At 70.6% G+C, this 13,921-nt stretch carries 11 protein-coding genes, 2 tRNA genes and 1 pseudogene; 2 read left to right on the forward strand and 12 right to left on the reverse strand.

Annotated features, from left to right (window positions below):
- Window positions 1-27: 27 nt before the first annotated feature.
- A pseudogene (locus ACPPVO_RS52940) lies at window positions 28-410 on the forward strand (recombinase family protein).
- On the opposite strand, the gene ACPPVO_RS52945 reads toward ACPPVO_RS52940, so the two are convergent.
- The 3 genes from ACPPVO_RS52945 to ACPPVO_RS52955 form a co-directional block, all read right to left on the reverse strand.
- On the reverse strand, window positions 309-623 hold the full coding sequence (locus ACPPVO_RS52945) for a hypothetical protein (protein WP_426514949.1): 315 nt from the start codon (window positions 621-623) through the stop codon (window positions 309-311). The pseudogene ACPPVO_RS52940 and the gene ACPPVO_RS52945 sit on opposite strands and share 102 nt — an antisense overlap.
- Before the next feature lie 134 nt (window positions 624-757).
- Window positions 758-831 (reverse strand) — tRNA-Ile (locus tag ACPPVO_RS52950).
- Between the two features lie 90 nt (window positions 832-921).
- Window positions 922-994 (reverse strand) — tRNA-Asn (locus tag ACPPVO_RS52955).
- Window positions 995-1,078: 84 nt separating this feature from the next.
- Here ACPPVO_RS52955 and ACPPVO_RS52960 point away from each other — a divergent pair.
- On the forward strand, window positions 1,079-1,534 hold the full coding sequence (locus ACPPVO_RS52960) for a hypothetical protein (RefSeq protein ID WP_426506974.1): 456 nt from the start codon (window positions 1,079-1,081) through the stop codon (window positions 1,532-1,534).
- Window positions 1,535-1,590: 56 nt separating this feature from the next.
- Here the strand turns inward: ACPPVO_RS52960 and ACPPVO_RS52965 are convergent, their stop codons facing one another.
- The 9 genes from ACPPVO_RS52965 to ACPPVO_RS53005 form a co-directional block, all read right to left on the reverse strand.
- On the reverse strand, window positions 1,591-2,598 hold the full coding sequence (locus ACPPVO_RS52965) for a sugar phosphate isomerase/epimerase family protein (protein ID WP_426506976.1): 1,008 nt from the start codon (window positions 2,596-2,598) through the stop codon (window positions 1,591-1,593).
- A gap of 435 nt (window positions 2,599-3,033) precedes the next feature.
- Window positions 3,034-4,575 carry a ThuA domain-containing protein gene (locus tag ACPPVO_RS52970; RefSeq protein ID WP_426506977.1) on the reverse strand — a complete coding sequence of 514 codons (1,542 nt, stop codon included), beginning with the start codon at window positions 4,573-4,575 and terminating at the stop codon, window positions 3,034-3,036.
- A 323-nt stretch (window positions 4,576-4,898) separates the two neighbouring features.
- Window positions 4,899-6,077 (reverse strand): xylose isomerase, encoded by a 1,179-nt coding sequence (xylA, locus tag ACPPVO_RS52975; RefSeq protein WP_426506979.1) that lies wholly within the window; start codon window positions 6,075-6,077, stop codon window positions 4,899-4,901.
- 133 nt (window positions 6,078-6,210) lie between these two features.
- Window positions 6,211-7,377: a Gfo/Idh/MocA family protein gene (locus ACPPVO_RS52980; RefSeq protein ID WP_426514862.1), complete on the reverse strand. Its 1,167-nt coding sequence runs from the start codon at window positions 7,375-7,377 to the stop codon at window positions 6,211-6,213.
- A 55-nt stretch (window positions 7,378-7,432) separates the two neighbouring features.
- Window positions 7,433-8,476, reverse strand: coding sequence for a substrate-binding domain-containing protein (locus ACPPVO_RS52985; RefSeq protein ID WP_426506981.1), 1,044 nt, complete (start codon window positions 8,474-8,476; stop codon window positions 7,433-7,435).
- 106 nt (window positions 8,477-8,582) lie between these two features.
- Entirely contained in the window at window positions 8,583-9,623 is a 1,041-nt protein-coding gene (locus ACPPVO_RS52990; RefSeq protein WP_426506983.1) for an ABC transporter permease, read from the reverse strand.
- Complete coding sequence (locus ACPPVO_RS52995; RefSeq protein ID WP_426506985.1) at window positions 9,620-11,191, reverse strand: sugar ABC transporter ATP-binding protein; 1,572 nt, start codon at window positions 11,189-11,191, stop codon at window positions 9,620-9,622. The genes ACPPVO_RS52990 and ACPPVO_RS52995 overlap by 4 nt, the downstream gene beginning before the upstream one ends.
- On the reverse strand, window positions 11,188-12,378 hold the full coding sequence (locus ACPPVO_RS53000) for an ROK family transcriptional regulator (protein ID WP_426506986.1): 1,191 nt from the start codon (window positions 12,376-12,378) through the stop codon (window positions 11,188-11,190). Before ACPPVO_RS53000 ends, ACPPVO_RS52995 begins: the two co-directional genes overlap by 4 nt.
- 769 nt (window positions 12,379-13,147) lie before the next feature.
- Window positions 13,148-13,921 carry an ABC transporter permease gene (locus tag ACPPVO_RS53005; protein WP_426506987.1) on the reverse strand — a complete coding sequence of 258 codons (774 nt, stop codon included), beginning with the start codon at window positions 13,919-13,921 and terminating at the stop codon, window positions 13,148-13,150.

Below are 13,921 nucleotides of genomic sequence, written 5' to 3' on the forward strand. Positions count from 1 at the left end.
ACCGACGACGAGCGCCAGCCGTTCTCGATCGACGCACAACTCGCAAGCCTGCGTTCGTATGTCGCTTCGCAGCCCGGCTGGACGCTTGTCGGCGAACCTTTCACGGACGACGCATCGGGCGCCAACACGGACCGGCCGGGCCTCCAGCGGGCGCTCGGAGCCGCGAAGGCCGACCGGTTCGACATCCTGCTCGTGTACCGCGTCGACGCTTCACCCGCCGCCTGTCCGACCTGCTCGACCTCCTGGGCAAGCTCGACGAGGCGGGCGTCGCGTTCGTGTCCGCCACCGAGCCGTTCGACACCTCGACCTCAATCGGCCGCATGCTCGTGCAGCTCCTCGGCGTCTTCGCCGAGTTCGAGCGCGAAACCATCATCGACCGAGTCATCAACGGAATGGCCGCCAAAGCGTAGAAAGGCCAGTGGGTAGGCGGCAACCGCCCCGGCGTTCGAGGCAGGCACTCCCGACGATTCAACAACCGGCGAAAGGGTAAAAGCGCTCAAACAGGAAACCGTCGCGCTAAAGGCGCGAAGGGACGAGATCACCGACCTGATCGAAGACGAGCCGACCATGCCCGAGCCGGCCACCCTGGAGGGCATCCGGCGCGAGTTGAGCCACGCGATCACCGAGGGCTCCCCCGCCGAGCGGAAGGCCCTCATCGAGCGTCTGGTCGCGGAAGTCCGCATCACCGATGACTATCAGATTGTCCCCGTGTTCAGGGTGCCGTTGGGCACCCCGGTTCGCGCACTGCCTCACACGGTGGGGCGGGCGGGACTCGAACCCGCGACCAAGGGATTATGAGTCCCCAGCTCTAACCTGCTGAGCTACCGCCCCGAGCGTCGCAAGCTTACCGAGCCGCGCAAGTGCAATGCCGCCCAGAAACGGGCACAGACATGAAAAGGGCCTCCGAAGAGGCCTGAAGGGCTCCCGCGATAGGACTCGAACCTATAACCTGCCGGTTAACAGCCGGCTGCTCTGCCAATTGAGCTACGCGGGATCGTGCATCCCCCTCTGTTCGAGGGCGACCGGGAAAGAGTACAGCACGACTCGGGGGTCTTCGCCACCGGGTATCCCCGTTCGGGTGCCGGAGATCGGCAAACCGAGGCAAGATCCATGTGTCGGGACGACGATGGGCGGGTATGTCAACACAGGCGGCGCGCACCTGGCAACGATGATCCCGCGCCGTCAGAAGGAGGTCGTCGCTATGCGCGGCAAGCTACTGTTCCTCGGCGGACTGGCCGCGGGCTTTGTGCTCGGTGCCCGGGCTGGTCGGGAGAAGTATGAGGAGCTCAAGGCCACTGCTCTGAAGATCAAGGAGAGCCCGACGGTGCAGGAAGCCGCCGGGGTCGTCCAGGAGCAGGCTACGCGGCTCTACAGTGACAGCAAGACCAAGGTGACCGACAAGCTGGCCAACAGCCGCTTCGCCGACACCGAGGTCGGACAGCGTCTGCTGAACACGTCGCCGAACCCCGCGATCGAGCGGGATCTGGCGACCACCGGAACGCCGACGACGCCGTCGACGGGGTCCAGCTTCTAGCGGTACACCCGATCGTGTAATGGCCGGCCCGGGAGCACCCGAGCCGGCCATTGGCGTCAGGAGGACGACGAGAAGGCCGCGTCGAAGGCGGCCGCGGGCGCGTCGAAGGCCAGGCCGCGGACGAACCGCAGCGCCTCGGGGGCGCCGACCAGGCGATCCATGCCGGCATCCTCCCATTCGATCGAAATCGGGCCGCTGTACCCGATCGCGTTCAACGCCCGGAAACAGTCCTCCCAGGGCACGTCGCCATGGCCGGTCGAGACGAAGTCCCAGCCGCGGCGCATGTCGGCCCAGGGCAGGTGCGACGCGAGCCGTCCGCGGCGCCCGTCGCCGGTGCGCACCTTCGCGTCCTTGCAGTCCACGTGGTAGATGCGGTCGGCGAAGTCGAAGATGAAGTTCACCGGGTCGAGCTCCTGCCACACGAAGTGCGACGGGTCCCAGTTGAGGCCGAACGCGGGCCGGTGGCCGATCGCCTCGAGGGTTCGCTTGGCGGTCCAGTAGTCGTACGCGATCTCGCTGGGGTGCACCTCGTGCGCGAACTTGACCCCGACCTCGTCGAAGACGTCGAGGATCGGGTTCCAGCGATCGGCGAAGTCCTGGTAGCCGGCCTCGATCATCTCCGGGGGTACCGGCGGGAACATGGCCAGGGTGTGCCAGATGGACGAGCCGGTGAAGCCGACGACCACGTCGACCCCGAGCTTGCGCGCGGCCCGCGCGGTGTCCTTGATCTCCTCGGCGGCCCGCTGCCGTACGCCCTCGGGCGAGCCGTCGCCCCAGATGCGCGCCGGCAGGATGCCCTGGTGCCGCTGGTCGATCGGGTGGTCGCAGACGGCCTGGCCCACCAGGTGGTTGGAGATCGCCCAGACCTTCAGGTTGTACTTCGCCAGCGTCTCGCGCTTCCGGTCCACGTAGGACTCGTCGGCCAGGGCCTTGTCGACCTCGAAATGGTCGCCCCAGCAGGCGATCTCGAGGCCGTCGTAGCCCCATTCGGACGCCAGGCGGCAGACCTCCTCGAACGGCAGGTCGGCCCACTGACCGGTGAAGAGCGTGATTGGACGCGCCATAGTGCTGTCCTTCCGGAATGAAGGTTCAGGCGCGAGGGATACCTGCGAAATTTACGACGTAAACCAACAGTGGGTTGCGCCCCCACGAGCCAATCCTAAAAGACCTGGCAGCAAAGCAAAAGAGGTTGCCCGCCCGGGCAGCCGAGGTCGAAGCGGCCCGGGGCGGCGAGCAAAAGAGGTCGCCCGCCCGGCCGGCCGGGGCCGAAGCGGGCCGGGGCGCAAAGTAAAGAGGTTGCCGGCCGGCCAGGGCCGAAGCAGCCAGGGCCGAAGCGAAGAGGTTGCCCGCCCGCCCGGACGCCGCGACGGCGAACCGGTCCGGAGTCGGCGTCACCGAACCGGAGGGCCGTGCGCGGAGCAATGTCCGGGCGGGCGGGTCCCGAAGGAGGGGCCGGTCGGCGTCTCGGCCCCTCCCCCGCCAGCGACGGCCGACGAATGTCAGCCGATCAGGGTGTACTCGTCGATGTCGAACAGCGAGCCCGTGCCGCCGTGGCACACGAGGTACAGCGCCTGGGCCGTCGACGCCGACAGCGGCACCGCGGCCTCCCGGAACGTGTCCCATCCGCCCGTGTTCGTCACCGGCAACGTCCCCAGCAGCGCCCCGGTCGGCGAGCCCGCGCGGAACTCGATGGTGCCGCCCGCCCCCGCGGACGACCAGCGCACGCGCACGCCGGCGACCGCGCTCAGCGACACGCCGCCGTACGCGGCCCAGTCGTTGTTGTCGATGAAGCCGGCCGTCTGCCCGCCCGTGGCGCCCGCGTGCGCGGCCGCCTGCATGCCGCTCGTGGACGTCCATCCCTCACCCTGCCGGGTGAGCGCGGTGCGCGCGATCGTGAACTGGTCGACGTCGAACAGCGAGCCGCCGGTGCCTTTGAACACCAGAGCGACAGATGTGGACGTCGAACTGGACAACGTCGCGAACACGTCGCGGTACGACTCCCAGCCGCCGGTGCCGGGCACGGTCACGGTCCCGAGCAGGGTGCCGGTCGACGAGCCCGCCCGGACCTCGATCGTGCCGCCGGCGCCGGCCGAGGCGACACGCACGGTGATGCCCTTGGCCGAGGAGAGCGCCACGCCGTTGTACGCGGCCCAGTCGCCGTTGTCGATGAAACCGGCTGTCCTACCCCCGACTGCAGGAGTGTGCGTCGCAATCTGCACGCCACTGGTCGACGTGAACGACTCGCCCTGCACGGCCGTGGACGGCGGGATGGACGCAACCGAGCAGTCGCCGTCGACACGCTTGGCGGTGTACCGGATCGCGCCGAGCAGCAACGCGACGAACGCCGAGTCCGTGTAGCTCTCCTCGGTGTGCCCGAAGCCCGTGTAGAACGAGCGCCCGCTGTCGATCGTCTTGCACCACGTGATCGGGTGATCGCCGTTCATGGTGCCGCCCGAGTACGACGACTCGTTGAGCGAGGCGAGCACATGCGCACTCGCGCGCGGGTTCGTCTGGTAGTTGTACCACTCGTCCGTTCGTGTCCAGGTCGCGCTCAGATGCGCGGTCGCCGGGTGCGCGCGGTCCTCGACGCTCACCGTCGCCGGCTGGATCGCCGGGTGCGACGAGAACCAGGCCCCGACCAGGGTTCCGTAGAAGGGCCAGCTGTACTCGGTGTCGGCCGCCGCGTGCACGCCGACGTACCCGCCGCCCCCGCGGATGTACGCCTCGAACGCCGTCTGCTGCGCGTCGTTGAGCACATCGCCGGTGGTCGACAGGAAAACGACAGTCTGGAACTGCGCGAGGTTGCTCGCGGTGAATGCGCTGGCATCCTCGGTGGCGGTCACGGTGAAGTTGTTGGCGGCGCCCAGGGCCTGCACGGCGGCGATGCCGTTGGGGATGGACGAGTGGCGGAAGCCGGCCGTCTTGGAGAAGACCAGCACCTTGTACGGCGCGTCGGCCGCCCTGGCGGGGACGGCGAGCAACACGCTCAGCACGGCGATCAGGCTGGCCGTAGCGGCGGCGAGCCACGAGCGGATGGTCATGACAGTTCCTCACGATCGCGTCGTTGCCGGATGTGCGCGCGCCGCCGCGCTGTCATGTCGTGTTGTGTGTGAAGTTGTCCGGGCCCGGCACGTCGCCTGGCTGGCGCCGCACCGTCACTCCGGTCGTACTTTGTCTCCGAGCCCGGCGCGTCACCCGAATGAGGGCACCCGCACCGGTCGTACTTGTTCCCCGGGGCCCGGCGCGGTGCCCGGCTAAGGGCACCGCACCGGCGCTCCGGTCCTGCTCTCCACCGGGCCAGGTACCCCCGCCCGCGGGGCGCAACCGCGGGCGGTCCCTCGCCACCGGGCCCGGCGAAGCAGACTCAGCCCCGAATCCCCAGCAGATGCTCCATCGCCAGCTGGTCGAGGCGCTCGAACGCCATCCCGCGCGCGGCCACGGCGTCGATGTCGATCTCCTCGGCCCGCAGCTGCGCCACGGACTCGCCCGGCAGCAGCGTCGGCACCGACAGCTCATCGACGCGAGCGCCGGCCAGCGCGGCCGACACCTCCGGGTCGTCGCGGAACGCGCGGACCTTCTCACGCAGGATCAGGTAGTTGCGCATGCAGGCCGCCGCGGTGACCCAGACGCCGTCGGCATCCTCGGTGCGCGGGGGCTTGTAGTCGAAGTGGCGCGGGCCGGCGTAGGCGGTCGGGTAGCCGGAGCTGTTCTCCAGCACGTCCACCGTCCAGAACGCGCCGCGCAGGTTGCCCGCCCCGAAGCGCAGGTCCTGGTCGAACCGGGGCCCGTGCTGGCCGTTGAGGTCGATGTGGAACAGCTTGCCGTGCCACAGCGCCTGCGCGATGCCGTGCGCGAAGTTCAGCCCGGCCATCTCCTCGTGGCCCACCTCGGGGTTGAGCCCGACCCGGGACGGCTCGTCGAGTGTGGAGATGAGCGCGAGCGCGTGGCCGATCGTGGGCAGCAGGATATCGCCGCGCGGCTCGTTGGGCTTGGGCTCGATGGCCAGGCGGATGTCGTACCCGCGCTCGCGGATGTAGGCGCAGATGGCGTTGATCGCCTCGCGGTACCGGTCCAGGGCCGCCCGCATCTGCTTGCCGGCCCCGGACTCCGCGCCCTCGCGGCCGCCCCACAGCACGTAGGTGGGCGCGCCCAGCTCGGCGGCGAGGTCGATGTTGCGCAGCACCTTCTGCAGCGCGTACCGGCGGACGGCGCGGTCGTTGGCGGTGAATGCGCCGTCCTTGAAGACCGGATGGCCGAAGAGGTTCGTGGTCGCCATCGAGACCACGAGCCCGGTGTCGTCCAGAGCCTCGCGGAAGCGCGCCACGAGCTTGTCCCGCACGGTCTCGTCGCTGCCGAACGGGATCAGGTCGTCGTCGTGGAAGCTGACGCCGTACGCCCCCAGCTCCGCCAGCCGGTGCACGGTCTCGACCGGGTCGAGCGCCGGCCGGGAGGCCGAGCCGAAGACGTCCTGAGCCTGCCAGCCCACGGTCCAAAGCCCGAACGAGAACCGGTCGGCCGGAGTCGGAGCGAACGGGTCGCTCATGACGGCCGCCCGGCCGGGAACCGGTCCGCGGGCGTGGGGGCGTACGGGTCGCTCATGCCGTGGCCTCCGCTTCGCTGCGGCCCCGGCACAAAGCCCTCCGGGTGAGCGGCCTCTCCGCTTCGCTCCGAACCGCTCACGAGACGCTGATCCACGACGAGTCGGAGCGCGCCACCGCGTCGAGCACCAGCTGCACCTGCAGCGCGTCCTCGAACGACGGCGTCGGGTCGGCGCCCGTCGCGACTGCCTCGATGAAGTCGCGCATTTCGTGGGTGAAGGAGTGTTCGTACCCGATGATGTGCCCCGGCGGCCACCAGGCGCCGAGGTACGGGTGCTCGCCCTCCGTCACCAGGATGCGCGACCAGCCCTGCTCGGCCGCGGGCCGGGTGGCGTCGAAGAACTCGAGCTCGTTGAGCCGCTCGAGGTCGAAGGCCAGCGAGCCGTGCTCCCCGTTGACCTCCACCCGCAGCCCGTTCTTGCGCCCCGTCGCGAACCGCGTCGCCTCGTACGTCGCCACCGCTCCCCCGTCGAGCCGCGCGATGAACAAGGCGGCATCGTCCACGGTGACCTCGCCCGTGGCCGCCGAGACCGCCGACCCCGGGACCGCCGGCCCCGAAGCCGCCGACGCCGACAGCCCGGTCGAGGACGAGGGCAGCGGCCGCTCCTTGATGAACGTCTCCGTCAGCCCGGACACGCCGGTGATGCGCTGCCCGGTGACGAACTGGGTCAGGTCGATGATGTGCGCGCCGATGTCGCCGAGCGCGCCCGAGCCGGCCTTCTCCTTCTGCAGCCGCCACACCAGCGGGAAGCTCGGATCGACGATCCAGTCCTGCAGGTAGGCGGCGCGGACGTGGCGGATCGCGCCGAGCCGGCCCGCGGCGACCATGTTGCGCATGAGGCTCACCGCCGGCACGCGGCGGTAGTTGAACCCGCAGGCCGAGCGCACCCCGGCCGCCCGGGCCTTGGCCGCGGCCGCCACCATCGCCCGGGCCTCGTCGACGGTGTTGGCCAGCGGCTTCTCGCAGAGCACGTGCTTGCCCGCCTCGAGCGCGGCGATGGCGATCTCGGCGTGGCTGTCGCCCGGGGTACACACGTCGATGACGTCGATGTCGTCCCGGGCGATCAGCTCGCGCCAGTCGGTCACCGCCTCGGCCCAGCCGAGCCGGGCCGCGGCCTCGGCCAGCCGGGCCGCGTCGCGACCGCAGACGGCGACCATGCTCGCCCGCGCCGGCAGGTCGAAGACCCGGTTCACGGTGCGCCACGCCTGCGAGTGGGCGGCCCCCATGAAGGCGTACCCGACCATGCCGACGCGCAGCTCCTGACTGGACACTGGCGGTTCCTTTCTGAAGTGCGGTCGTTCAGGACTTGAAGCCGAGCGGCAGGTACTTGTCGACGTTGTCCTTGGTGATCGTCTCGGACTGCAGCACGATCAGCTTCGGCACCTGCAGCTCGACCAGGTCGCCCATGCCCTTGCCCTGGGCCGCGAGGCGGGCCAGGATGATCGCCGACGAGGCCATCGACGGCGGGTACGTGACCGTCGAGGTGAGCACGGTGTCGCCGGCCTTGATGTGGTCCATCGCGTCGCGGGAGCCCGCGCCGCCGACCATGAAGAACTCCTTGCGCCCGGCCTGCTGGATCGCGGCGAGCACGCCGACGCCCTGGTCGTCGTCGTGGTTCCACACCGCGTCGAGCTTCGGCGCGGCCTGCAGCAGGTTCGCCGCGGCGGACTGGCCGGTCTGCACCGTGAAGCCGGCCGCGACGCGGTGCTTGACGGTGAGCCCGTAGGTCTTGAGCGTGTCGGCGAAGCCCTTCGAGCGGTCCTTGGTCAGCTGCAGCTCGTCGATGCCGGGGATCTCGCCGATGACCGCGTCGGTCTTGCCCTTGAGCTTCTCGCCGACGTAGTGCCCGGCGGCGACGCCCATGCCGTAGTTGTCGCCCTTGATGAGGCAGAACGACGCGGCCGAGTCGGAGAACTCGCGGTCGAGGTTGATGACGATGATGCCCGCGTCCATGGCCTTCTTGCCGATCGCGGTGAGCTGGGCGCCGTCCTGCGGCAGCAGCACGATCGCGTCCGGCTTGCTGGCGATCAGGGTCTCCAGCGCGGCGATCTGGGCGGGGGCGTCCTTGCCGGCGTCGACCGCCTTGAGCGTGACGTCGGAGAACTTCGCCGCCTGGGCCTTGGCGTTGGCGGTGATGGCGCCGATCCAGCCGTGGTCGGCCGCCGGGGCGGAGAAGCCGATGGTGACGGCCTTGCCGGGGGCCTCGCTGGCGGCGTTGCCCTCCTTGGTGTTGGTCTGCGGCTCGCTGTCCTTCGTGTCGTTCGACGTGCAGCCGGCCAGCAGCGCACCAGCGCCGAGGGCGGCCCCGCCGAGCAGGAGCCGGCGGCGGGACATGTCGCTCATCACGACCTCCAAATTGGGGTGTTTTTGGGTGTGGGGAACGGCGCGACCGTCCCGGCGTGGACGGCAGCGTGGGATTTTCGAGCAGTGCAGGGACCCTGCGGCGGCGCTAGGACGCTTTTCGGCGGCGCCAGAGCGAGATGACCGGGAACGCCTGGATGAGTACGGCGACGACGATGATGCCGCCCTTGATGATGCGCTGGGCGTCGGTCTGCAGATTGTTGATCACGAACAGGTTGGTGATCTGCGTGAAGATGAGCACGCCGAGCAGCGAGCCGACGACGGTGCCGCGGCCCCCGGTCAGCGCGGTGCCGCCGATGATGGCGGCGGCGATCGCGTCGAGCTCGTACAGGTCGCCGTGGGTGTTGCTGCCGGAGGTGGTCTGCGAGACCACGATGAGGGCCGCGATGCCGCAGCAGACGCCCGACAGGACGTACAGCAGGACCGTGTGCAGCCGCACGTTGATGCCGGCGAGCCGGGCGGCCTCGGCGTTGCCGCCGATGGCGATGGTCCGCCGGCCGAACGTGGTCCGGTTCAGCAGCACCCAGCCCAGCACCACCACGACCAGGAACATGATGGCCACGACCGGCACGCCGAGGAGCTTGGTGGTGGCGAAGCCGTTGATGAACGCGTCGTGGTTGATCTGGGTCTGCGAGCCGGAGATGCTCTGGGCGAGCCCGCGGGCCGACAGCATCATCGCGAGCGTCGCGATGAAGGGCACCAGCCGGCCGTACGCGATCAGGCCGCCGTTGATGAGGCCCGCCACCGCGCCGACCGCGACCGCGGCGAAGAGCATGGAGAAGGTGCCGTAGCTCTGCGTGGCGACCGTGGTGCACCAGACGCTGGCCAGGGCGAGCAGCGCCCCGACGGACAGGTCGATGCCGCCGCTGATCATCACGAAGGTCATGCCGATGGTCAGCACCCCGATGCTGGAGGCCTGGGTGAGTACCGTCAGCTCGTTGTTCCACAGACGCTCGGCGTCGAGGTAGATCTCGGGCTTGGTGATGGCGCCGATGACCAGCAGCAGGAGCAGCACGCCGATCAGGGCCAGGTTGCGCTTGGCGTGGTCCGCGCTCTCGCGCTGCCACCAGCCCTGCGCGGTCACGCGGGGCGCGTCATGGACGTCCACCGGTTCAGTGGCGGTGCTCATACGGCGGTCCCTTCGGGGCTAATGCTCGTCAGATCGGCTCCGTCGAGCAGCGACCCGGCCATGACCAGGTCGAGCACGGTGTCTTCGTCGAGCTCGCCGGCGGGCGCCTCGCGCACGAGCCGGCCCTCCCGCATGACGAGCACGCGGTCGGCGAGGCCGAGCACCTCGGGCACCTCACTGGAGACGAGCAGCACGCCGACGCCCTCGTCGGCGAGGCGGCGGATGACCTGGTACAGCTCGGCCCGCGCGCCCACGTCGACGCCGCGGGTCGGCTCGTCGAGCAGCAGCAGCTTCGTGCCGCCGAGCAGCCACCGCCCGACGACGACCTTCTGCTGGTTGCCGCCGGAGAGCGTCCGCACCGGCCGGCGCACGTCGGCCGGGCGCAGGTCGAGGCGGCGGGTGACGTCCTCGGCGACGGCGCGCTCGCGGCCGGCGTCGGTGAAGCCGCCGCGGGCGTAGCGGGCGAAGCCGGCGAGGGTGACGTTGCGGTAGATCGGCTCGCCCAGCAGCAGCGCCTGGCTCTTGCGCTCCTCGGGCGCCATGCCGATGCCGGCCCGCACGGCCGCGTTGACGCTGCCCTTGCGAACCTTTTTTCCAAGCATTTCGACGGTACCGGTGGAAGGCCGGCGCGCCCCGTAGATGGACTCGAGGACCTCGGACCGGCCCGAGCCGACGAGGCCCGTGATGCCCACGATCTCTCCGCTGTGGACACGCAGGGACACGTCCGCGAACCGGCCCGGCAGCGTCAGCCCGTCGACCCGCAGCAGCAGCGGGCTGCCCGTCTTCGGGGCCGGCCGCTCGGGGAAGACGTACTCGATGGTGCGCCCGGTCATCCGGCTCACCAGCTCGCGGTTCGGCGTCGTCTTGGCGTCGAGGTTCGCGGCGGTGGTGCGCCCGTCCTTGAGCACCGTGACCCGGTCGCCGATCTCGCGGATCTCGTCGAGGCGGTGCGAGATGTAGATGACCGCGATGCCCTGGCCGGTGAGCCCGCGCACGATCCGGAAGAGGTTCTGGACCTCGTCGTGGGCGAGCACGGCGCTCGGCTCGTCCATGATGAGCAGCCGCGCCTCCCGCGACAGCGCCCGGCCCATGCTCACGATCTGCTTCGCGGCGGCGGGCAGCTTGCCGACCTCCCGGGCGACCGGGATCTCCGGGTGGCCGAGGCGGGCCAGGATCGCGGCCGCGCCGCGGCGCATCGTGCGGCGCCCGACGAAGCCGGCGGTGCCGGGCTCGTGGCCGAGGTACATGTTCTCGGCGACGCTGAGCCCGTCGACGAGGTCGAGCTCCTGGTAGATGGTGGCGATGCCGGCCTTCATGGCGGCCTGCGGGCTGCCGAAGGAGGCGGGCTCGCCCAGCCACCGGACCTCGCCGGAGTCCGGGGCGTGCACGCCGGCGAGCACCTTGATGAGGGTGGACTTGCCGGCGCCGTTCTGCCCGAGCAGGCAGTGCACCTCGCCCGCCCGGACCTCCAGCTGCACGCCGTCGAGCGCGCGCACGCCGGGGAAGGTCTTGACGACGTCGGTGAGGCGGAGGACTTCTTCGCGGTCGGGTGCCGGGGGATCTGTCATGATGGCCGTCCATATGCGAGTTCGCTGGCCAGCACCGCGGCGCCGACAACGCCGGCGCGGGGGCCGAGCTCGGACAGGACGACCGGCAGGTTGCCGGTCGCAAGGGGCAGCGAGCGCCGGTACACCACGCTGCGGATCTCGGCGAGCAGGATGTGCCCGAGCCCGGCCAGGCCGCCGCCGACCACGATCATCGACGGGTTGATGAAGCTGACCAGGCCGGCGAGCACCCCGCCGACGCGCCGTCCGCCGTCGCGGATCAGCCGGATGCAGGTGACGTCGCCCTCGGCCGCGCCGTCGGCGACGTCCTTGGCGGTCACCGAGCCGCCCGCGGCGAGCCGGTCCGCGAGCGCGGGCGACGCACCGCTGCGCGCCGCCGCCGTGGCGTCCCGCGCGAGCGCGCCGCCGCCGAAGAGGGCCTCCAGGCAGCCGACGTTGCCGCACGAGCACACCGGCCCGTGGCTGTCGACCTGGATGTGGCCGATGTCGCCGGCGCAGCCGTCGGTGCCCCGGTACACCTCGCCGTTGAGGTAGATGCCGCACCCGATCCCCGTGCCGACCTTGAGGAACAGCAGGTTGTCGACCGAGTGCGCGACGCCGCCGTAGCGCTCGCCGATGCTCATGATGTTGACGTCGTTGTCGACGACGACCGGGCAGTTGTGCTCGCGCCCGAGCGCCTCCCGCACCGGGAACCGGTCCCAGCCGGGCATGATCGGCGGCGACACGGGCACGCCGTCGCGGAAGCTGACCGGCCCGGGCACCCCGATCCCGATGGCGTTCAGGCGCTCGTACGCGCCCTCGGCCCGGAACTTGTGCAGGATCTCGTTGACGCGCTGGAGAATGACCTTGGGTCCGGAGCGGATGTCCGCCGGCTCCCCGTACGCGGCGAGGGGCTCCAGCCGCCCGTCGGTGATCTCGACGTCGATCGAGCTGGCCCCGAGGTCGACCGCGGCGAAGCGCAGCCCCGGGTTGAGCTCCACGAGCGTCGAGCGCCGCCCGCCCCGGCTGGCCGCGGGCCCGGCCTCACGGATCAGCCCGGTGGCGACGAGCGCGTCGAGGTCGGCCAGCAGCCGCGGCCGCGGTACCTCGAGACGGTCCGCCAGCTCGGCCCGCGACAGTGCCCCGGTGTCCCGCAACAGCCGGAGCAGGCGCGACTGAACCGGGTTGTCGATGGCGCTGACCGTGTTCATTGAGGCACCTCCTCGTCAGGTCGCAGTCCCCTGGCGCACCGCGACTTGCGGCAACACCACCACACCGCCGGAACCGGGATGATTGCCGGCCTGTGTGGCCCGCGTTACACCCGTGTTGCGTCGAGACTCTAGGCGCTGCCGAGAACCCCGTCTAGACCTTCTGGCGCCCGTTACCAAACTTTTGCTGATTCCAACGGAAGTTCGCCCGTTCCAGAAATAAGAACATCACAGCAGCTCAAGAGGCCTATGGCGAGATCATCACCAGCGCCAAAATCGGGGCGAATCGCGCACCATAACGTTCGGGACACGGCGCCCGCCCACGGCGAGTGAGTGCTCCCATACCGACCGACCACTGCGGCGGGTGAGCGCTCCCGGCACACCAACCACCGCCGGCGGGTGAGCGTTTCATACGCACCGCCCACCGCCGGCGGGTCACGCCAGGAGCAGCCGCCCAAGCGCCGGCCACACCGGAAGCAGCGGCCCGGACAGGCGGCGGCCGATCACGTCGAAAGCAGCGGCCCAGCCAGGCGGCTGCAGGTCCCGTCGGAAGCAGCAGCCCAGACAGGCCGGGACGGGCCACACCGAAAGCAGCGGCCCAGCCAGGCGGCGGCCGATCACGCCGAAAGCAGCGGCCCAGCCAGGCGGCGGCCGGGTCACGTCGAAACCAGCGGCTCAGCCAGGCGGCTGCAGGTCCCGTCGGAAGCGGCGGCCCAGACGGGCGGCTGCAGGTCCCGTCGGAAGCAGCGGCCCAGGCGGGGCGGCGGCCGGGTCACGTCAGGAGCAGCCGGCCCAGGCGGCGACCGGCCAGCCACAGGCCGGCCAGGGCCAGCGCCACCAGGTACGCCGCGTGCCCCGCCAGACCCCACGACCACACGCCCAGGCTCAGGCCGCGAATCAGCTCCACCCCGTGAAACAGCGGCGTCAGCTCCACCACCGCGCGCGCGAGCGGCGGGTAGCCCGCCGGCGGCGCGAAGGTCCCGCTGAACAGGAACAGCGCGAACTGCCCCACGTTCACGTAGTCGAAGTCCTGCCACGAGCGCAGGAACGTCGACACCGCCATCCCCAGCCCGCCGAACGCGAACCCGACAAGCATCGCGGCCGGGAAGGCGAGCAGGGCCCGCGCCCAGGTGGTGAGGTCCAGGACGACCATCACGACGAGGAACGCGGCCGAGTAGAAGGCCCCGCGGGCGAGGGCCCACAGCAGCTCGCCCGAGGCCAGCTGCAGCGGCGTCACCGGCGTGGCCAGCGTCGCGTCGTACAGCTTCATGAACTTCAGCTTCCCGTAGAAGTTCATGACCGTCTCGGCCATCGCGCCCGTCATGGCCGAGGCGGCCAGCGTGGCCGGGGCCACGAACTCGGCGTAGGACACCGCCCGCCCGCCCCCGATCGGCACGTCGCCGACGAGCCGGCCGACGCCGACCCCGATCGAGAACAGGTACAGCATCGGCTCCGCGAACCCCGACACCAGCACGAGCCAGTAGGTCATGTGCCGCGCCGCCGCCACGTTGCGCGCGGCCACGGACAGGGCGCCCCCGAGCAGCAT

Source organism: Dactylosporangium sp. McL0621 (genome assembly GCF_049995355.1).
Lineage (GTDB): Bacteria > Actinomycetota > Actinomycetes > Mycobacteriales > Micromonosporaceae > Dactylosporangium.